The sequence below is a fragment of the Streptomyces sp. NBC_00525 genome (genome assembly GCF_036346595.1).
Taxonomy (GTDB): domain Bacteria; phylum Actinomycetota; class Actinomycetes; order Streptomycetales; family Streptomycetaceae; genus Streptomyces.
Genome location: NZ_CP107834.1, coordinates 3,150,083 through 3,170,178, shown reverse-complemented (window position 1 = coordinate 3,170,178; position 20,096 = coordinate 3,150,083). Strand labels below are relative to the sequence as shown.

General features: G+C 68.8%; 18 protein-coding genes and 1 tRNA gene. 8 read left to right on the top strand and 11 right to left on the bottom strand.

Annotated features, from left to right (window positions below):
- Window positions 1–16: 16 nt before the first annotated feature.
- Complete coding sequence (locus tag OG710_RS13870) at window positions 17–1,369, bottom strand: hypothetical protein (protein ID WP_443064253.1); 1,353 nt, start codon at window positions 1,367–1,369, stop codon at window positions 17–19.
- 326 nt (window positions 1,370–1,695) lie between these two features.
- Entirely contained in the window at window positions 1,696–1,830 is a 135-nt protein-coding gene (locus OG710_RS13865) for a DLW-39 family protein (RefSeq protein ID WP_003958712.1), read from the bottom strand.
- Window positions 1,831–2,136: 306 nt separating this feature from the next.
- Between OG710_RS13865 and OG710_RS13860 the strand changes: the two genes are divergently transcribed.
- The 3 genes from OG710_RS13860 to OG710_RS13850 all read left to right on the top strand — a co-directional run bounded on the left by OG710_RS13860 (window position 2,137) and on the right by OG710_RS13850 (window position 4,187).
- A complete protein-coding gene (locus tag OG710_RS13860; protein WP_330239612.1) occupies window positions 2,137–2,514 on the top strand; it encodes a DUF6344 domain-containing protein in 378 nt (125 codons plus the stop codon).
- A gap of 182 nt (window positions 2,515–2,696) precedes the next feature.
- Window positions 2,697–3,020 carry an SCO4225 family membrane protein gene (locus OG710_RS13855; RefSeq protein WP_330239611.1) on the top strand — a complete coding sequence of 108 codons (324 nt, stop codon included), beginning with the start codon at window positions 2,697–2,699 and terminating at the stop codon, window positions 3,018–3,020.
- A gap of 720 nt (window positions 3,021–3,740) precedes the next feature.
- Window positions 3,741–4,187, top strand: coding sequence for a tyrosine-type recombinase/integrase (locus tag OG710_RS13850; protein WP_330239610.1), 447 nt, complete (start codon window positions 3,741–3,743; stop codon window positions 4,185–4,187).
- Between the two features lie 55 nt (window positions 4,188–4,242).
- On the opposite strand, the gene OG710_RS13845 is transcribed toward OG710_RS13850, so the two are convergent.
- The 9 genes from OG710_RS13845 to dnaA form a co-directional block, all read right to left on the bottom strand.
- Window positions 4,243–4,319, bottom strand: a tRNA-Ile gene (locus OG710_RS13845).
- 78 nt (window positions 4,320–4,397) lie between these two features.
- Window positions 4,398–5,006 carry a DUF3566 domain-containing protein gene (locus tag OG710_RS13840; protein WP_330239609.1) on the bottom strand — a complete coding sequence of 203 codons (609 nt, stop codon included), beginning with the start codon at window positions 5,004–5,006 and terminating at the stop codon, window positions 4,398–4,400.
- 93 nt (window positions 5,007–5,099) lie between these two features.
- Complete coding sequence (gyrA, locus tag OG710_RS13835) at window positions 5,100–7,760, bottom strand: DNA gyrase subunit A (RefSeq protein ID WP_111329693.1); 2,661 nt, start codon at window positions 7,758–7,760, stop codon at window positions 5,100–5,102.
- Between the two features lie 46 nt (window positions 7,761–7,806).
- Window positions 7,807–9,894 (bottom strand): DNA topoisomerase (ATP-hydrolyzing) subunit B, encoded by a 2,088-nt coding sequence (gyrB, locus tag OG710_RS13830; RefSeq protein WP_330239608.1) that lies wholly within the window; start codon window positions 9,892–9,894, stop codon window positions 7,807–7,809.
- 377 nt (window positions 9,895–10,271) lie between these two features.
- Window positions 10,272–10,868, bottom strand: a complete 597-nt coding sequence (locus OG710_RS13825) for a DUF721 domain-containing protein (RefSeq protein ID WP_443064252.1) — start codon at window positions 10,866–10,868, stop codon at window positions 10,272–10,274.
- Window positions 10,865–11,995, bottom strand: a complete 1,131-nt coding sequence (gene recF / locus OG710_RS13820) for a DNA replication/repair protein RecF (protein WP_330239607.1) — start codon at window positions 11,993–11,995, stop codon at window positions 10,865–10,867. Before recF ends, OG710_RS13825 begins: the two co-directional genes overlap by 4 nt.
- A gap of 85 nt (window positions 11,996–12,080) precedes the next feature.
- A complete protein-coding gene (gene gnd, locus OG710_RS13815; protein ID WP_330239606.1) occupies window positions 12,081–12,959 on the bottom strand; it encodes a phosphogluconate dehydrogenase (NAD(+)-dependent, decarboxylating) in 879 nt (292 codons plus the stop codon).
- A gap of 133 nt (window positions 12,960–13,092) precedes the next feature.
- On the bottom strand, window positions 13,093–14,223 hold the full coding sequence (gene dnaN / locus OG710_RS13810; protein WP_111329683.1) for a DNA polymerase III subunit beta: 1,131 nt from the start codon (window positions 14,221–14,223) through the stop codon (window positions 13,093–13,095).
- Between the two features lie 959 nt (window positions 14,224–15,182).
- On the bottom strand, window positions 15,183–16,985 hold the full coding sequence (dnaA, locus tag OG710_RS13805) for a chromosomal replication initiator protein DnaA (RefSeq protein ID WP_330239605.1): 1,803 nt from the start codon (window positions 16,983–16,985) through the stop codon (window positions 15,183–15,185).
- A 381-nt stretch (window positions 16,986–17,366) separates the two neighbouring features.
- On the opposite strand from dnaA, the gene rpmH reads away from it, so the two are divergent.
- The 5 genes from rpmH to OG710_RS13780 are packed head-to-tail and all read left to right on the top strand — an operon-like array spanning window position 17,367 to window position 20,040.
- Window positions 17,367–17,504: a 50S ribosomal protein L34 gene (gene rpmH, locus OG710_RS13800; protein WP_006348049.1), complete on the top strand. Its 138-nt coding sequence runs from the start codon at window positions 17,367–17,369 to the stop codon at window positions 17,502–17,504.
- A gap of 21 nt (window positions 17,505–17,525) precedes the next feature.
- Window positions 17,526–17,897 (top strand): ribonuclease P protein component, encoded by a 372-nt coding sequence (gene rnpA, locus OG710_RS13795; protein ID WP_111329679.1) that lies wholly within the window; start codon window positions 17,526–17,528, stop codon window positions 17,895–17,897.
- Complete coding sequence (gene yidD, locus OG710_RS13790; protein WP_239220813.1) at window positions 17,894–18,253, top strand: membrane protein insertion efficiency factor YidD; 360 nt, start codon at window positions 17,894–17,896, stop codon at window positions 18,251–18,253. Before rnpA ends, yidD begins: the two co-directional genes overlap by 4 nt.
- Window positions 18,254–18,256: 3 nt before the next feature.
- Complete coding sequence (yidC, locus tag OG710_RS13785; RefSeq protein ID WP_330239604.1) at window positions 18,257–19,516, top strand: membrane protein insertase YidC; 1,260 nt, start codon at window positions 18,257–18,259, stop codon at window positions 19,514–19,516.
- Window positions 19,517–19,530: 14 nt separating this feature from the next.
- Window positions 19,531–20,040: a Jag family protein gene (locus OG710_RS13780; RefSeq protein ID WP_330239603.1), complete on the top strand. Its 510-nt coding sequence runs from the start codon at window positions 19,531–19,533 to the stop codon at window positions 20,038–20,040.
- The last annotated feature ends 56 nt before the right edge of the window (window positions 20,041–20,096 follow it).

Genomic DNA, 20,096 nt, shown 5'->3' with positions numbered 1-20,096 from the left:
GGCCGCCCCGGCCCGGTCACCAGGCCTGGGGCGGTCCCCCGTACGGATACGGTCCGGCGTTCACCGGGGCGGCGGGCACGACTGCCGCGCGGCGCCGCGCGACCAGCGTCCACACGCCGAGCCAGAGCACCAGCAGCGTGCCGGTGCCGATCCCGGCCGCCGCGACGACCTTCATCCTGTCGCTGTCGGCGCCGGCCGCCGCCTGTGCGCCGCTCCGCCCCTTGCGCGCCGCGTCCTTGTCGTCCTGCGTCACGGCGAAGATCCCGGCGTCACCCTTGTACGGCGACTCGCCCGCTTCCCCCTCGACACTGATCTGAAGCGTCAGCGTGATCGGTTTGTCGCCGTACGCCGAGGCGATCTGGGGGCTCAGCGACACGGAGAGGTAGTACCAGCCGGCGAACCTCATGCCACCGATGTCGTCGCTGGAGTCGTACCGGTTCTCGTACGCCACCGGGGGCAGCGGGTCGAAGGAGGCGGAGGTCGGCTTTCCCGAGTACGACATCGGCGAAACCGCGGTGACGTGCCCGAGCGCGGGGTTCTCCAGCGACATCGCGAGCGCACTGCTGACGTACGGGTTCTTCGCGGAGGTGCTGTTGCTCAGCCCGGCCGTGGCGAAGAGCCGCTGCCCCCAGTCCACCGGGACGCGGTAGAAGAGGGTCTGGCCCGGCTCGATCCGGTCCTTCCACTCCCCGGCCTCCATGCTCGTGGCGTCGTAGTAACCGGCGCCCCCGTGCCGGGTGTTGTCCGCGGCCGCGGCGGGCGGCGGCGGCGAGGCGGAGGGCCAGGACGTCGGGGCGTCGGTCGGCTCGGACGAGGGGTTCGCGAGGGCCGGCTCGGAGACGTAACGCAGTTCCAGGTCCCACTCCCCCTGGTCGGACGTCGCCTTGCTCTCCCGCTCGACGAGCACGTAGTACGTACCGGCCTCCTGGCAGCTGCCGTCCTTGTCGATCCGCCGGGAGGCGTAGGCGGATATGGGGCGCGGATACTGCGCGGACCCGAAGACGGCGTCCTGCGAACTGCACTCGTCGTCCGAGCTGTTCCGGATGCTGATCGCGACGCCGTCCCCGTACGCCACGCTGCCGCCGCCCCTCGGCACGACGACCGCGGAGACATACGCGTTCGTCTTCGCGTCCAGGTTCAGCCGGTAGTAGAGCTTCTGGTTGCCCGAGATCGCGCTCCGGTAGACGGTGTCCGGCCGCAGGGCCACCGCGTCGGCGCTGACCTCCTCGCCCGTGACCGTGTCGGCGTCCGGATCGAAGGCGTACGTTCCCGTTTCACCGGCCGCGTACACCTGTCCGGGCAGCGCCGCCACCGCGAACACCGCCGCCACCGCCGCCAGCGCCCCCCGCACCCTGCTGCGCCGCCTCATCACGCGCTTCCCCTCGTCATCCCCGCGGCTGCCGCGCAGCCATCACGTACACATCGAACACGGCCGGAAACACGGCCGGGGCGGCGCCCCGCGCCCACAGCCGCAACGACGGCCCATCCTGCCCCTCCCGCCCCACCACTGTCTGCGGCGGCAACCGAATCGTGCTGTCGGCCGGCACCCATCGTGCTGTCGGCCCGCGCCCGGAGTTTGCTCAAGCAAGCCATTGGTTCACGGAAGCGAACCCATGAGCACAGCCGTCACGGTCCCGCAACAGCACGAAGCCCCGGCCGCTTCAGCGACCGGGGCTCGTACCAAGCTGTTCCGTCTCAGACACCCGAACCTGCGGGCACGGAGTCGGTCGCCTCCGTCCACAGATCCTGCTCGGCGCGATCCGCCTGGATCTGGCGGTACACGAGGAGCCCGCCGATGGCGGCCAGTGCGACCAGGAGAAGCTTCTTCACCGCGCGACCTCGTCTTTCGTTGGCGTAGGGGACTTCTGCCGCCCGACTATACACACCGGCCGATATCGACCGGTGACCTCCCCGCAACCCAATCGGCGCCTGCGGACGTGCGGTCCGCGCCCTTGTATGCGTCCCCCTCCTGTGGCCGCGGAGGGCACCCGCCGGGAGCCGGGAAGGGCCGGTTGAACCATACGAGTGGTGTTCATCTGAAGATCGGCGCATCCGCGGCGTCGATCCATGAAATCGGGGCCCTGATCCACATCATCGGAAAGGTAAGCAAACCGGACCACCTGAAAGTGAGGGGCCATGAGCACCGTCACGGCCAAGAGCATCTGGACCGCCTTCATCACCGCGTTCTTCGCCCTCCTCGCGTCGCTGGGCCTCGCCGGCTCCACCGCCGCCGCCGCGGAATCCACGCACACGAACACGGAGCCGGCGGCGACGACCCCCGTACACACGCCCGCCGCCCGCGCAACCGCTGCCGGCCCTTCGGTCCGATGGACCCTTCCGCGTGACCGGGCACTGCCGCCCACCATGAAGCAGCGCATCCGCGCCGAGGCCCATGGCTCCTCACCCGCCACCCGGCATCTGTCCGTGGACGCCGCGAACGCCGTGAACACCACCGGCACCGCCCGCTCCTCGCACGGCGCCCCGGAGCAGGACGCATCGCTCCTGCCACCGTGACAGCGCCACCGCTGATCCTCTTGAGCCCCCGGACCGGTAGCCACCGGACGGGGGCTTTCCCGTGCGCCCCGGCACGTACACCCGCCGGGATGAGTACTCGTACTCACGCCCGACGCCCGGCCGCACGGCGAGTATGAGCGGCACCACAGCACACAGCACCGCACCGCACACCGGGGGAATCCATGCACGCTCGCGCCCTGCTCCGCCTGACCTTCGGCAATCCCGCCTCCGCGATCTACCTCGGCATCGTCGCCGCGACCGTCGTGTTCGAGGTGGCCGCCGCGACCATCGGAGACCCCGGCATCGTGGGGATCTGGACGTTCCTCGTCACCGCCCCCGCCTCCCTGCTCTTCGCCATGCTGGGCGAAGCGATCTGGGGCATCGACGACACGTCCGTCTGGTACCTGGTCGCCGGAGTGGCCCTCAGCGCCCTGATCCAGGCGTTCGTCCTGGGCGCGCTCACCGAGACCGTCCGCGGACGCCTCCGGCGCACGGCCACCGGCTGAACCGCCCGGCCCGGACCGCACCCGGGTACGCCGAAGGCCACCTACTCAACTGAGTAGGTGGCCTTCGTGCTGGTGGGGCTAACAGGATTTGAACCTGTGGCTTCATCCTTATCAGGTCGACCACATATGACTGCTGAGGCATGTGGACCCACCAAAAGCCCTGCCGACTCAGCCACGACGGTTCGCTGGCGAACGCCGCCGACCGCTGCTGTTGCTGTCAGACGCTGATGTCATTGATGTGGGCAGGCTTGACGTACTAGGTCCAGCGCGCTAACGAGCGCCCTTGCTGCCAGACCATCGGTGCCACTTGCCGGTGAGAACCTTGTTGCAAGCTGAGAGAAGAACGAGGGCTAGGGCAAGTAGGGCAAGAGCCTGGCAGAACTCAACGCTGAGCCCACGAGACACCACGAGCAGGCCACAAGTCAGCGTGAGAACCACAACGGCCAAGCTGAAGACGTACCCGAAGAACACGGCCAGCGGTCGGAGTTCATTCATAGTTGCCTCTCTCACGTTACGGACTGCGGGACCTTAGCAGCCTCCCTGCCTAGCCCCGCCAGCTCCTCCCACCACTCACCCCAGCTCCCATCCCGTCCGCCTTCGACCCACACTCCGTGGAGCGGGCGTGGTTCAGGGCGTCAAGGTGGAGCGCGCCACTGTACGAACGACCTTGACGCCCTGGGCCGCGACTGCTCGGCTCTGCCTGGGTCGAAGGTGGTCGGGATGGGAGCCCCACGACGCTCGCCACGCTCCGGCCGGCACTCATGCCGTACTTCCGCTGCCGGAGTTCTGCGCCCGCGCCCTGGAGGAGCGTCGGGAGCTGCAAGGGCTGGAACAGAAATCGCCGGTGAGCACTGGTCGCAGAAACCAGAGCATGACCTCATCTTCTCTTCCGAGCACGGCGGCATGATCGACCCGGTGGGCTTCTCCCGCAGCTTCGACCGGCTCGTCAAGCGCGCCGGCGTCCGCCGAATCACGGTCCGCCTCGCCCGGCACACCTGCGGCACCCTGCTGGCCTTCCTGAAGGTGCACCCCAAGGTCGCCCAAGCGATCCTGCGGCACAGCCAGATCAGCATGACGATGGATGTCTACACCCACGTAGTGGGCGACGGTGAGCGGGAGGCCGTGACGATGCTCGCGGAACTTCTGGAAGATCCACTGATCGGCTGATGTCAGCCGTAGATGTCAAAGGCCCCCCACCGTTCCCGGTGGAGGGCCTTCGTGCTGGTGGGGCTAACAGGATTTGAACCTGTGGCCTCATCCTTATCAGGGATGCGCTCTAACCAACTGAGCTATAGCCCCGCCGCGCGCTTTTCCGTCGCGCTGACTTCTGAAGATTAGCGCACGTCGGGGCCAGTCCCAAAATCGATACCCGCCGGGCTACTCGTCCTCGGCCAGCGTGAGCTCCACGCCGCCCACGAAGCCCGCCGACAGGTTGTAGATGAAGGCGCCCAGCGTCGCCAGCGCGGTGGCCAGCACCACGTCGATCACGGCGATGACCGACGTGAAGACGAGGACCCTCGGCAGCGACAGGAACGCCTGGAGGTCGAAGCCGTTGCCCTCGTTGGAACCGGTCGCCTCGCTGATGGTGCCGCCCACGGTGGAGAAGACCCCCATCGCGTCCATCACCATCCACAGGACCGCCGACGCCACCACCGTGCAGATGCCGAGCGCGATGGACAGCAGGAAGCTGACCTTCATCACCGACCACGGATCGGCCTTGGCGACCCGCAGACGCGCCTTGCGGGTACGCGGAGTGGTCCGCGCCCCGGTCCGCGGCTTGCGGGCCGTCTGGGCCGGTCCCACGCCCTGCGGGCCGCCGTAGGAGCGGCCGCCGCCGTGGGTCCCGCCCTGACCGCCCGGAGGCGACGGGTATGCCTGCGGCGGGTGGTACGGGCCCGCCTGGCCCGGTGCGGGTTCCCGCTCGCCGGGCAGCGGCCCGGTCGCGTAACCCTCGTACTGGGGCTGAGGGCCCCGCGTATCCGTCACAGTGCCCCCTTGGGAGTCCGTGGCGGGGCCACGGGCACCGTTACCTCCGGCTCCTGAAGCGGCCGAACCGGCGCCCGTGGCTCCACTCACGCTCTACTCCTCGTGCTCCCCGGTCGAGGACGACGTGTCCTCGACATTGCTGTCGACCGTGCCGCCGGCGGCCGCCTCGGCCTCCGCCGCGGTCGTCCCGCCCTCGGCGTCGGCGTCGTCCGGCCCGTGCACCTCATGGGCCTCGCTGCCGGCTTCGGCGTTGCGGGCAATGCCGACGACGGCGTCGCGCTTGCCCAGATTGATCAGTTGGACGCCCATGGTGTCACGGCCCGTCTCCCTGACTTCGCTGACTCGCGTGCGAATCACACCGCCGCCGAGCGTGATGGCGAGGATCTCGTCGCTCTCCTCGACCACCAGCGCGCCGACCAGCATGCCCCGGTCCTCCACGATCTTGGCGGCCTTGATGCCGAGGCCGCCGCGACCCTGGACGCGGTACTCGTCGACGGCGGTCCGCTTCGCGTACCCGCCGTCGGTGGCAGTGAACACGAAAGTACCGGGCCTGACGACATTCATCGAGAGCAGTTCGTCTCCGTCGCGGAAACTCATGCCCTTGACGCCCGAGGTCGCGCGGCCCATCGGGCGCAGCGCCTCGTCCGTGGCGGTGAACCTGATCGACTGGGCCTTCTTGCTGATGAGCAGCAGATCGTCCTCGGCGGAGACCAGCTCCGCGCCGATCAGCTCGTCGGCCGTGCCCTCGGCACCGTGGTCCGTCTCGCGGAGGTTGATGGCGATGACACCGCCGGAGCGCGCCGAGTCGTAGTCCTTGAGCGCGGTCTTCTTCACCAGGCCGCCCTTCGTGGCCAGGATCAGGTACGGCGCGGCCTCGTAGTCGCGGATGGCCAGGATCTGGGCGATCCGCTCGTCCGGCTGGAAGGCCAGCAGGTTTGCCACGTGCTGGCCGCGGGCATCCCGGCCGGCGTCCGGCAGTTCGTACGCCTTGGCGCGGTACACGCGGCCCTTGTTGGTGAAGAACAGCAGCCAGTGGTGCGTCGTGGTCACGAAGAAGTGGTCGACGATGTCGTCTTCCTTGAGCTTCGTGCCGCGCACGCCCTTGCCGCCGCGCTTCTGCGAGCGGTAGTCGTCCGTCTTGGTCCGCTTCACATAGCCGCCGCGGGAGATCGTGACGACGATGTCCTCCTCGGCGATCAGGTCCTCGATGGACATGTCGCCGTCGAAGGGCACCAGCTTGGAGCGCCGGTCGTCGCCGAACTTGTCGACGATCGCCGCCAGCTCCTCGCTGACGATCTGCCGCTGCCGCGCGGGCGAGGCCAGGATCTCGTTGTACTCGTTGATCTTCGCCTGGAGCTCGTCGTGCTCGGCGGTGATCTTCTGGTGCTCCAGCGCGGCCAGCCGGCGCAGCTGCATCTCCAGGATCGCGTTGGCCTGGATGTCGTCGATCTCCAGCAGGCCCATCAGGCCCTCACGGGCGATCTCGACGGTCTGGCTGCGCCGGATGAGGGCGATGACCTCGTCGATGGCGTTCAGGGCCTTCAGCAGGCCGCGCAGGATGTGCGCGCGCTCCTCGGCCTTGCGCAGCCGGAACTTCGTCCGCCGGACGATGACCTCGATCTGGTGCGTCACCCAGTGGCGGATGAACGCGTCGATCGACAGGGTGCGCGGCACCCCGTCCACCAGCGCCAGCATGTTGGCGCCGAAGTTGGTCTGCAGATCGGTGTGCTTGTACAGGTTGTTCAGGACGACCTTGGCGACCGCGTCCCGCTTCAGCACGACGACCAGGCGCTGGCCCGTGCGCGAGGAGGTCTCGTCGCGCACGTCGGCGATACCGCCGATCTTGCCGTCCTTCACCAGGTCGGCGATCTTCTGCGCGAGGTTGTCCGGGTTGGTCTGGTACGGAAGCTCCGTCACGACCAGGCACTGGCGGTTCTGGATCTCCTCGACCGCCACGACCGCGCGCATCGTGATCGAGCCGCGGCCCGTGCGGTACGCCTCCTCGATGCCCTTGCGGCCGACGACCAGGGCGCCGGTCGGGAAGTCCGGGCCCTTGATCCGCTCGATCAGGGCCTCCAGGAGCTCCTCCTGCGAGGCCTCCGGGTTCTCCAGGTACCACTGGGCGCCGGCCGCGACCTCGCGCAGGTTGTGCGGCGGGATGTTGGTCGCCATGCCGACCGCGATGCCGGCGGAGCCGTTGACCAGCAGGTTCGGGAAGCGGGCCGGCAGGACCGTCGGCTCCTGGTTGCGGCCGTCGTAGTTGTCCTGGAAGTCGACGGTCTCCTCGTCGATGTCCCGGACCATCTCCATGGACAGCGGCATCATCTTGCACTCGGTGTACCGCATGGCGGCGGCCGGGTCGTTGCCCGGAGAACCGAAGTTGCCGTTGGAGTCCACCAGCGGCATGCGCATCGACCACGGCTGCGCCAGGCGGACCAGGGCGTCGTAGATCGAGGAGTCGCCGTGCGGGTGGTACGTACCCATGACGTCCCCGACGACGCGGGCGCACTTGTAGAAGCCCTTCTCGGGGCGGTAGCCGCCGTCGTACATCGCGTACAGCACCCGGCGGTGGACGGGCTTGAGGCCGTCCCGTACGTCGGGCAGCGCACGCGAGACGATGACGGACATCGCGTAGTCGAGGTAGGAGCGCTGCATCTCCGTCTCGAGCCCGACGGGCTCGACGCGCATGCCCACGCCCTCGACGGGCGGAACCTCTTCGGGCGTCACGGGCACAGGGGTGTTCTCGTCGGCCATTGCTGGTCAAAATCCTTTCGCGCTGCGGCTTGCTGGGAGGGCCGACTCAGATGTCGAGGAAGCGGACGTCCTTGGCGTTGCGCTGGATGAACGAGCGCCGCGCCTCGACGTCCTCGCCCATCAGCACCGAGAACAGGTCGTCGGCCTGCGCCGCGTCGTCGAGCGTGACCTGGCCGAGCACCCGGTGGTCGACGTCCATCGTGGTGACGCGCAGCTCCTCGGCGTTCATCTCGCCGAGGCCCTTGAAGCGCTGGATCGAGTCTTCCCTGACCCGCTTGCCGTTCTGCTTGCCGAGCGCGACCAGGGCGTCGCGTTCCCGGTCCGAGTACGCGTACTCGTGGTCGTCGCGGCCCCACTTGATCTTGTAGAGCGGCGGGCGCGAGAGGTAGACGTGCCCGGCCTCGACCAGCGGGCGCATGAAGCGGAACAGGAACGTCAGCAGCAGGGTGTTGATGTGCTGGCCGTCGACGTCGGCGTCCGCCATCAGGATGATCTTGTGATAGCGGAGCTTGTCGATGTCGAAGTCCTCGTGGACCCCGGTGCCGAACGCCGAGATCAGCGCCTGGACCTCGGTGTTCTGCAGGATCTTGTCGACGCGCGCCTTCTCGACGTTCAGGATCTTGCCCCGGATGGGCAGGATCGCCTGGTACATCGGGTTGCGGCCGGACTTGGCGGAGCCGCCCGCGGAGTCACCCTCGACGATGAAGATCTCGCACTTGGTGGGGTCGTTCGACTGGCAGTCGCTGAGCTTGCCGGGGAGCGAGGCGCTCTCCAGCAGGCCCTTGCGCCGGGTCAGGTCGCGCGCCTTGCGGGCCGCCACGCGGGCGGTCGCGGCGGCGATGCCCTTGCGGATGATGTCGGCGGCCTCGTTGGGGTTGCGGTCGAACCAGTCCGACAGCTGCTCGTGGACGATCTTCTGCACGAAGGTCTTGGCCTCCGTGTTGCCCAGCTTCGTCTTCGTCTGGCCCTCGAACTGCGGCTCACCCAGCTTCACCGAGATGATCGCGGTCAAACCCTCGCGGACGTCCTCGCCGGCGAGGTTGTCGTCCTTCTCGCGCAGCAGCTTCTTGTCGCGCGCGTACCGGTTGACGAGGGAGGTCAGCGCGGCGCGGAAGCCTTCCTCGTGCGTACCGCCGTCATGCGTGTGGATCGCGTTGGCGAAGGAGTAGACACCCTCGGTGTACTGCGCGTTCCACTGCATGGCGATCTCGACCGACAGCAGCCGTTCCTTGTCCTCCGACTCGATGTCGATCACCGACGGGTGAACGACCTCGTTCTTGCGGGAGTTGAGGTACTTGACGTAGTCGACGATGCCGTTCTCGTAGTGGTACGTGACCGAGCGGGCCGTCTCCTCCTCGGGGACGTCCGACGCCTCCGAGCTGTCCGCGCCGACCGTGGCCTTCGCCGACTCGCGCTCGTCGGTCAGCCGGAGGGTGAGGCCCTTGTTGAGGAAGGCCATCTCCTGGAAGCGGCGCGACAGCGTCTCGAAGGAGTAGTCGGTCGTCTCGAAGATGTCGCCGTCGGCCCAGAAGGTGACGCTCGTACCCGTCTCGTCGGTGGCCTCGTTGCGCGCCAGCGGGGCGGTCGGGACACCGAACTTGTAGTCCTGGGTCCAGCGGTAGCCGTCGGTCTTCACGTCGACGGACACCCGCGTGGACAGGGCGTTGACGACGGAGACACCGACGCCGTGCAGACCACCGGAGACGGCGTAGCCGCCGCCGCCGAACTTGCCGCCCGCGTGCAGGACGGTGAGCACGACCTCGACGGCCGGCTTTCCTTCGGACGGCACGATGCCGACCGGGATGCCGCGGCCGTTGTCGACCACACGCACCCCGCCGTCGGCGAGGATCGTGACGTCGATGGTGTCCGCGTGCCCGGCCATGGCCTCGTCGACCGAGTTGTCGACGACCTCCTGCACGAGGTGGTGCAGACCGCGCTCACCGGTCGAGCCGATGTACATGCCAGGTCGCTTGCGGACGGCGTCCAGACCCTCCAGCACGGTGATCGCGCTGGCGTCGTACGAGGTCTTCGCCTCGGCCGGGGCAGGAGCGGCGTCGCCCTCGCCCTGAGTGGACGGAATGTTCTCGTTGGGGTTGCCGGAATCGGCCACGAAGCGCCCTTTCTGGCACAGCACAGGCCGTTCTCCGGGCAGGCGGGAGCGGCTGCGTCGTTCGGCTTGTATCGACGAATCCCGCAAGACGCGGGATTGTGCACCAGTCTACCGGTAGCGGCGACCCGAATGGGGGTTTGCAGGCACCTGAGTACGCATGTGCCGCCCTCAACCAGCGCCTGACGACTCCCCATATCAGGGACGGGGCCTCAAGAGGCTCACACGGGCTTGGAGCGCTTCGGCCTGTCAGCCTCCCGCTACGGTGAGGGACGCCCGCCCGCCGCCATCCGGTTTCAGAGGCCACGCAATTCGGTCCCCGCACGCCCGCAGCACCCGCTTTGCGCCCCGAGCCCCTCGCGAAACACCCGCCGATCCTCATGAAAAGCGCAGGTCAGAGGGGGTCAGCCATAGGTGTCACCGGGGCCGGTGCTCCCCGGCGCCCGCAGCGGACCGAACCTGCGCTGCGGCCCGCCCGGACCCAGCACCTTGATCATCCGCACCGTGCCGTGGCCCAGGTCCGCGTTCAGCCGGGCCACCAGCTGGGGCGCCAGCAGCCGCAACTGCGTCGCCCACACCGTCGAATCGCACTGCACCGTCAGCACCCGCTGATCCGGCTCCTCGTCGTACCGCACGGGCACACAGTGCAGCGCGAGGTCGTCACCGACGATCTGCGGCCAGCGGCCCATCACCCCGCCCACCGCCGCCGGGGTCTCCCAGCCGCGCTCGGTGATCAGCCGGTTGATCGCCGCGCCCAGCGGCAGCGGATCGCGGCCGTCCGCCCGCGCCCCGGAACGCAGCCCGCCGCCCCGCCGCGCCTGCTTCTTCTGCTGCGCCGCCGCGCCCCGCGCCCGCGCCTGCTCCTTCGCCGCGCGCAGGGCGACCCGGGCCAGATCCACACCGGACGGCTCGGCCTGCTTCGCCCGGTCGTCCCGGTTCTCACGGTTCTCCCGGTCGGGGCGGTCGCCGCCCGGGGCCGTTCCCTCTCCCACGCCGTTCACACCCGTTCCACCTCACCGGCGGTGACGACGTACCGCGCACCGGCGAGCGCGCCCGGCACGTCGTCGTCCACGGCTGCCGTCACCAGCACCTGCTCGGCCGGGGCCACCAGCTCCGCGAGCCGCTCCCGGCGGCGCGCGTCCAGCTCGGCGAACACGTCGTCCAGTACGAGCACCGGCTCATTGCCCTCGCCGCGCAGCAGCTCGTACGAGGCCAGCCGCAGCGCCAGCGCGTACGACCAGGACTCCCCGTGGCTCGCGTACCCCTTGGCGGGCATGGCGCGCAGGCCGAGCACCAGGTCGTCGCGGTGCGGGCCGACCAGGGTCACGCCGCGCTCGATCTCCTGCTTGCGGACCTGGGCCAGGGCCTCGATGAGCTGCGCGTACAGCTCCTCGCGGCCGCGCGCCGGGTCCGCATCCGGGCCGATGCTGCCGCGGTAGTCGAGGCTCAGCGGCCCGCCGCCCGGTGCCACGTCGCCGTACGCCTTGTCCGCCAGCGGCTGGAGCGTGGCGATCAGGTCGAGGCGCTGGGCGAGCAGCTCCGCGCCGACCCGCGCCAGGTGCTGGTCCCACACGTCGAGCGTGGAGAGGTCCAGCGAGCGGCCGCCGTGCCTGCGGGCCATGGCCGCGGACTTGAGCAGGGTGTTGCGCTGTTTCAGCACCCGGTCGTAGTCGGACCGCACTCCGGCCATCCTCGGGGACCGCGCGGTGACCAGCTCGTCCAGGAACCGCCGGCGCTCGCCGGGGTCGCCCTTCACCAGGGCCAGGTCCTCCGGCGCGAACAGCACCGTACGCACGATGCCGAGCACATCGCGCGGCCTGACCTGCGAGGACCGGTTGATCCGGGCGCGGTTGGCCTTGCCCGGATTCAGCTCCAGCTCGACCAGCTGCGAGCGCTCGCCCTGGGTGACGGCCGCCCTGATCACGGCCCGGTCGGCGCCCATGCGGACGAGCGGGGCGTCCGAGGAGACGCGGTGGCTGCCGAGCGTGGCGAGATAGCCGACCGCCTCGACCAGGTTCGTCTTGCCCTGGCCGTTGGCGCCCACGAATGCGGTGACGCCCGGATCGAGGGGCACCTCGACGCGGGCGTACGAGCGGAAGTCGGCCAGCGACAGATGCGTGACGTGCATGGTGTGCGCCGACCTTCCCGGCTTCCTGCTCCGTGCTCCGGCGGGGCGGGAGAGGCGGTCGGCCCCTCCCGCACCTCGTTGCGGGTTACTTCTTGTTCTCGACCGCGTGGCCGCCGAACTGGTTGCGCAGCGCGGCGATCATCTTCATCTGCGGGGAGTCGTCCTGCCGCGAGGCGAAGCGCGCGAAGAGGGACGCGGTGATCGCCGGCAGCGGCACGGCGTTGTCGATCGCGGCCTCGACCGTCCAGCGGCCCTCGCCCGAGTCGGCGGCGTAGCCGCGGAGCTTCTCGAGGTGCTCGTCGTCGTCGAGGGCGTTGACCGCCAGGTCGAGCAGCCAGGAGCGGATGACCGTGCCCTGCTGCCAGGAGCGGAAGACCTCGCGCACGTCGGTGACGGAGTCGACCTTCTCCAGGAGCTCCCAGCCCTCGGCGTAGGCCTGCATCATGGCGTACTCGATGCCGTTGTGGACCATCTTGGCGAAGTGGCCGGCGCCGACCTTGCCCGCGTGGACCGAACCGAAGTCGCCCTCGGGCTTGAGCGCGTCGAAGACGGGCTGGACCTTGGCCACGTGCTCGGCGTCGCCGCCGTACATCAGCGCGTAGCCGTTCTCCAGGCCCCAGACGCCGCCGGAGACTCCGCAGTCGACGAAGCCGATGCCCTTGCGGCCCAGCTCCTCCGCGTGCTTCTCGTCGTCGGTCCAGCGGCTGTTCCCGCCGTCCACGACGATGTCGCCGGGCGAGAGCAGTTCGGCCAGCTCGTCGATGGTGGACTGGGTCGCGGCTCCGGCCGGAACCATCACCCATACGACCCGCGGACCCTTGAGCTTGCCCACAAGCTCTTCCAGGCTGTGGACGTCGGCGAGATCCGGGTTGCGGTCGTAACCGATGACGGTGTGGCCTGCGCGGCGGATGCGCTCGCGCATGTTGCCGCCCATCTTGCCGAGGCCGACGAGACCGAGCTCCATCAGAGATTCCTTAGCGTTGTGCCGATTCGTACCCACGTCCGAGCCTACGCCCGGAGGGGGACAGGACGCCGGGCGTGCTCGGCGCTGAACACGCCCGTCGGGCCCCGCCGGAGCGGGGCCGGTGGGGGTCCGGTCAGCCCGAGAGGCGGACCGGCATGATCAGGTACTTGTAGGCGTCGTCCGCCTCGGCATCCACGGCGGGGCGGCCGCTGAGCAGCGCCGGCTTGGTGGAGGTCGTGAAGGAGAGCTGGGCGACCGGGGAGTCGATGGCGCTCAGGCCGTCGAGCAGGAAGGTCGGGTTGAAGGCGATCGAGATGTCGTCGCCCTCCAGCACGGAGTCGACCCTTTCCACAGCCTGTGCGTCGTCGCTGGAGCCCGCCTCCAGGATCAGGACGCCCTGCTCGAAGGTCAGCCGAACCGGGGTGTTGCGTTCGGCCACCAGGGCTACGCGCTTGACGGCCTCGACGAACGGCGCGGTCTCGATCACGGCCACGGAGTTGAACTCGGTGGGGAAGAGCGTCCGGTACTTCGGCAGGTCGCCTTCGAGCAGTCGGGTGGTGGTACGCCGTCCGGCGCCCTCGAACCCGATGAGCCCCTCACCCGCGCCCGAGCCGGCCAGCGCCAGCGTGACCGTGTCGCCGCTGGTGAGCGACTTGGCGGTGTCCAGCAGCGTCTTGGCGGGCACCAGGGCGACGGCGGACGCCTCCGGGTCCTCGGGCTTCCAGAGGAACTCGCGGACGGCAAAGCGGTAGCGGTCGGTGGAGGCGAGGGTGACGGTGTCGCCCTCGATCTCGATGCGCACACCGGTCAGGACGGGCAGGGTGTCGTCGCGGCCTGCGGCGATGGCGACCTGGGCGGCGGCCGAGGCGAAGACCTCACCGGGCACGGTGCCGGTCGCGGTCGGCATCTGCGGGAGGGCCGGGTACTCCTCCACAGGCAGGGTGTGGAGTGTGAATCGCGAGGAGCCGCAGGAGACGGTCGCCCGTACACCGTCTGTGGAGATCTCCACCGGCCGGTTGGGCAGGGCGCGGCAGATGTCGGCGAGCAGCCGGCCGGAGACGAGGACCGTGCCGTCCTCCTCGACCTCGGCCTCCACCGAGACCCGCGCCGAGACCTCGTAGTCGAAGCTGGAGAAGCTGAGCGCTCCGTCCTCGGCCTTCAGCAGAAGGCCCGCGAGAACGGGCGCCGGCGGACGGGCCGGGAGGCTGCGGGCCACCCAGGCCACCGCCTCCGCGAGGACATCGCGCTCCACCCGGATCTTCACCGGAACCGCCTCCTGCTGGTTTCGCCCTGCTTGCGTTCGTCGTCTGGTCGGGCCGCTCCGCCGGTGAGAGGGGGAGGACGCCGGGGACCAGTCTGACGCACGGCACCGACACTCGGTGCGGCTCGGGGTCAAATCGCGGCGGGAGGTCCGGAGCGCTCCGAGGGCGAGTTGTGCACAGGCCCCACTTCGAAACGGAAACCGGGCTAACTATGAGTGGTGGTAGTAGTAGGGCCTGTGGAAACCGTGGATAACCCCGTTTTCGCAGGTCAACGCCCGTTTTTTATCCACCGGGCCTGTGGGTGGAACCGGTGGACAACTCGGGCTCTCTGTGGACACCCGGAAGTTGTGCACAAGCCGTACACAGGGGCGGCCACTTTCTCCCCAGGTCTGTCCCCAGCTTTACCCACGTTCCCCACAGGCCAACCGCCCCTCTTGGTGTGACGCCTTTCACTCGCTTCGGTGACAGGGCCTGTCGTGTTGCCGAACAGTGGACAGCGATGTGGAGAAGCGGCCTTCGACTGGGGAAAACAGCCTCAGACCTGTGGGTAGCCGGTGGACAACGCAGAGCAGTCCCTGTGGACGAAGATTTTTTCCACAGGCTGTGGATCATCGTTGACCACAAATCCCCAACCCTCTGAGCTGGCCCGATGCACTCAGACCCGTCCTGCCTGTGGATGCAGTATGGACAACTTTTGGATCCCCAGGCTGTGGAGGGAAAAAAGTCCACGGATCTGTGGAGAACACCCGTGACCTCACGGGTAATCGAACAGAACGGGAGCGTCGGTGGCGGGCCGGAGCGGCGGTCGGCCGGCCCCTGGGCATGCGGAAGGGCGCTGTGCGGGCTCCTGACGAGTCCGCACAGCGCCCTTCCGAGCCCTTTCCGCGCCCCTTCCGAGGGGGCCGTGCGAAGGTGCCGTGCCGTGTGGAAGAGGCGGCCGGCAGGTGGACCGGCGGCGCTCTCAGCCGTTCTTGATCCGGTTGGTGAGCTCGGTGACCTGGTTGTAGATGGACCGCCGCTCGGCCATCAGCGCCCGGATCTTGCGGTCCGCGTGCATCACCGTTGTATGGTCCCGGCCGCCGAACTGCGCGCCGATCTTCGGCAGCGAGAGATCGGTCAGCTCACGGCACAGATACATGGCGATCTGCCGGGCCGTCACCAGCACGCGGCTGCGCGACGATCCGCACAGGTCCTCCACCGTCAGGCCGAAGTAGTCCGCGGTCGCCGCCATGATGGCCGTCGCCGTGATCTCGGGCGCCGTGTCCTCGCCGCCGGGGATCAGATCCTTCAGCACGATCTCGGTGAGCCCCAGGTCCACCGGCTGCCGGTTGAGACTGGCGAAGGCCGTCACCCGGATGAGCGCGCCCTCCAGCTCACGGATGTTGCGGGAGATACGGGAGGCGATGAACTCCAGCACCTCCGGCGGGGCGTTGAGCTGCTCCTGCACCGCCTTCTTGCGCAGGATCGCGATGCGGGTCTCCAACTCGGGCGGCTGTACGTCGGTGGTCAGCCCCCACTCGAAACGATTCCGCAGCCGGTCCTCCAGCGTGACCAGCTGCTTCGGCGGCCGGTCGGAGGAGAGCACGATCTGCTTGTTGGCGTTGTGGAGCGTATTGAAGGTGTGGAAGAACTCCTCCTGCGTCGACTCCTTGCTCGCCAGGAACTGGATGTCGTCGACGAGCAGGATGTCCACATCGCGGTACCGCTTGCGGAAGGTGTCGCCCTTCCCGTCGCGGATCGAGTTGATGAACTCGTTGGTGAACTCCTCGGAGCTGACGTACCGCACCCGCGTGCCCGGGTACAGGCTCCGCGCGTAGTGCCCGATGGCGTGCAGCAGATGGGTCTTGCCGAGCCCCGACTCCCCGTAGACGAACAGCGGGTTGTACGCCTTCGCGGGTGCCTCGGCCACCGCGACGGCCGCGGCGTGCGCGAAGCGGTTCGAGGCCCCGATGACGAAGGTGTCGAAGAGGTACTTCGGATTCAGCCGGGCGTGCGGCTCGCCGGGGCCGGGGGCCGGGGACGGCTGGGCGCCCATCGGGCCGGTGCCTCCGCCCGGCCGGCCGGTGCCCGCGCCGGGGCGGTGCTGCGGCTCCGGCAGCTCGGGGCGGGAGCGCTCGGTGTGCGACGGCTCGTACCCGTGGCGCTCCGGCGGCTGCGGACGGTAATCGTGCTGCGACTGCTGCGGACCCCGGCCGCCGTACGGCTCGCGCCACTGGTCGGCGGAAGGCTCGCGGTCCTGGAAGCCGCCGAGCCGGGGCTGCTGCCAGGACAGGTCCTCCTGGGTGCGCGGCCAGGCGCCGGGCTCCGGGCGCTGCTGCTGGTAGTCCGGGTAGGCGGGGCGCGCGGTCGGCATGCCGTCGTCGGAGGACCGGTTCCCGTAGCCGTCGTACGCGTCGCCGTGCCGGCCCTCGTCGTGCTGGGGGCCCTGGTAGCGGTGGGGCGGCTGGGGGGACTGGTGCATCGGGGGCGCGGGCGGGCCCGACGGTTCGCCGGCCGAGTCGTCCACCGTGATCGCGATCCGGATGGGGCGTCCGCACTCGCGGCTCAGCGTCTCGCTGATGAGAGGGGCGAGGCGGCCCTCCAGGACCCGCTTGCCCCATTCGTTGGGGACGGCCAGCAGCGCGGTGTCGGCCACCAGGGCGAGCGGCTGGCAGCGCTCGATCCACTGCTTGTCCTTCGGCTCGATGCCCTGCTGCCCCTCCCCGAGGAGTTGCTCCAGCACGCGTGGCCACACTGCGGCAAGATCGGCAGGTACGTCAGCCACAAGGCACGCTCTCTCGCTGGTCCCACGAATGTGTGGTTCTCGGGACGGTTGGGGTCGGGGTGGGTGAGGACCGGCAGGCGGGAAGAAAAAGAACCGGAGTTCAGTCACGGTAGTCAGCACGACCCGCGTCGTTCAAGTCGTTGTCCACAGGCTGTGCACAATGGGAGGCCCGACAGGGTCGGTTTGACCGGATGGCGTAGCCGCGCGTACCGTGACCAGGTCGAGTTGTCGATGGCTGCTGCCGCCTGCCTCCGATGGGCAAAGATCACGATCAGTGATCGTGAAGCGGTGCACTAGAGCGTTTACGCGAGTCCCTCGTGGGCGCACGGTGACAGCCAGGCGATGTCCCGCCAACACCCGAGTCATTTCTGGAGCCCCCGAGTGAGCAAGCGCACCTTCCAGCCGAACAACCGTCGTCGCGCGAAGACCCACGGCTTCCGGCTGCGGATGCGCACCCGTGCCGGCCGCGCGATTCTCGCGTCCCGCCGCAGCAAGGGTCGCGCCAGCCTGTCCGCCTGATCGCGTACAGGTCGTCATGACGTGCTGCCTTCCGAGAATCGGCTGAGGCGGCGCGAGGACTTCGCGACCGCAGTACGACGAGGACGCCGGGCCGGTCGTCCGCACCTCGTCGTCCATCTACGCAGCGGTGCAACCGACCCGCACGTGACTGGGGAGAACGTTCCCCCGCCGCGTGCGGGTTTCGTTGTCAGCAAGGCCGTGGGTGGTGCGGTCGTACGCACTGCGGTGAAGCGCAAGCTTCGTCACCTGGTCCGAGAACGGCTCGCCCTGCTGCCCCCCGGTAGCCTGGTTGTGGTGCGAGCGTTGCCCGGAGCGGGTGACGCCGGCCATGAACAGCTGGCCCGAGACCTGGACGCCGCGTTTCAGCGGCTGCTGGGAGGGGGCGTGCGATGAAGTACCCGCTGCTGGCTCTCATCAAGCTGTACCAGTGGACGATCAGCCCACTCCTCGGGCCGGTCTGCCGGTACTACCCGTCGTGTTCCCACTACGGGTATACGGCGATCGACCGGCACGGAGCGATCAAGGGAACAGCGCTGACGGCCTGGCGCATCCTGCGATGCAATCCGTGGTCCCCCGGCGGCGTGGACTATGTGCCACCACGCAAACGTCCGCGTTGGCACGAGATGCTGCGCAGCGCCATACGCGGCAGCAAGGGCGGGGACTCCGCCGCTGACGTGCCTTCCGGGGGGTCGGCCAACGACCTCCCGAGTTCGGCCGCAGAGACTTCGCCCAATGCTCAAGGAGCTTGATTAGTGGACACGATTGCCAGTCTGTTCAGCTTCATCACCTGGCCCGTCTCCTGGGTCATCGTCCAGTTCCACAAGTTGTACGGGGCGATCTTCGGCCCCGACACGGGATGGGCCTGGGGTCTGTCCATCGTGTCCCTCGTGGTGCTGATCCGTATCTGTCTGATCCCGCTGTTCGTCAAGCAGATCAAGTCGACGCGGAACATGCAGCTGCTCCAGCCGAAGATGAAGGCGATCCAGGAGCGCTACAAGAGCGACAAGCAGCGTCAGTCCGAAGAGATGATGAAGCTGTACAAGGAGACGGGTACCAACCCGCTCTCCTCGTGCCTCCCCATCCTCGCGCAGTCGCCGTTCTTCTTCGCGCTCTACCACGTACTCTCCGCGATCGCCTCGAACAAGAAGATCGGCGTCATCGACCAGTCGCTGCTGGACAGCGCGCGTCAGGCGCACATCTTCGGCGCCCCGCTGGCCGCCAAGTTCATGGACAGTGCGGAGAAGGTCCAGAGCCTCGGCGCCTCGCTGACCGACGTCCGGGTCGTCACCGCGGTCATGATCGTGCTGATGTCGGCCTCGCAGTTCTTCACGCAGCGCCAGCTGATGACGAAGAACGTCGACCTCACGGTCAAGACGCCGTACATGCAGCAGCAGAAGATGCTGATGTACATCTTCCCGGTGATCTTCGCCGTCATGGGTATCAACTTCCCCGTCGGTGTCCTCGTCTACTGGCTGACCACCAACGTCTGGACCATGGGTCAGCAGATGTACGTGATCAACCAGAACCCGACGCCGGGCAGCAAGGCCCAGGACCACTACCTCGAGCGGCTCCTCAAGAGCGTCACCGCCCACGGCGAGGTCCGCGGCCGGACCCGGCGCAACACCGTCAAGCGGATCGTGGCCAAGGGCCCGGACCGCAACGACATCGAGCGCAAGTTCGTCGTCGGCCTGGCCAAGCTGGGCCTCGCCCCGCAGGAGGACGGCACCGTCGCCAAGAGCGACACCGCCATCGCCGACGCCGAGGGCAGCGGTGCACAGCGCCGCCAGCCCAAGCGGCAGACCAAGTCGCAGCGCCAGACCGGTGCCGCACACCTGGGTGGGACCAAGGACGGTGTCTCCGGCGAGACCGCGTCCAAGACCTCCCTGCAGAAGGGCGCCGCGCAGGGCGCCAAGCCGAAGCCGGCGGGCAAGGCCGCGTCCGGTTCCTCACGCCAAGCCAAGTCCGGACAGCGCAAGGGTCCGCAGGGGCCCAAGCACCCGTCCAAGAAGTAAGAAGGAGTCCATCCGTGACGGAAGGCACCACCTCCACGGCCGCTGAGGGCAGCGACACTCTGACCCGCCTTGAGCAGGAAGGCGAGATCGCAGCGGACTACCTCGAGGGCCTGCTCGACATCGCCGATCTCGACGGCGACATCGACATGGACGTCGAGGCGGACCGGGCCGCAGTCTCGATCATCAGCGAGTCGGCGCGCGATCTGCAGAAGCTCGTGGGGCGCGACGGCGAGGTCCTGGAAGCCCTCCAGGAGCTGACGCGGCTGGCCGTGCACCGGGAGACCGGCGACCGGAGCCGTCTGATGCTGGACATCGCCGGGTTCCGGGCCAAGAAGCGCACGGAGCTCGCCGAGCTGGGTGCCAAGGCGGCGGACAAGGTCAAGAGCACCGGTGAGCCGGTGAAGCTGAAGCCGATGACCCCGTTCGAGCGCAAGGTCGTGCACGACGCGGTCGCCGCGGCGGGTCTCCGCAGTGAATCGGAGGGCGAGGAGCCGCAGCGCTTCGTCGTCGTTCTGCCGGCCTGACCGGCTCCTTTACCTGTCGGCCCCGTCTGTTCGCAGACGGGGCCGATCTTTGTCAG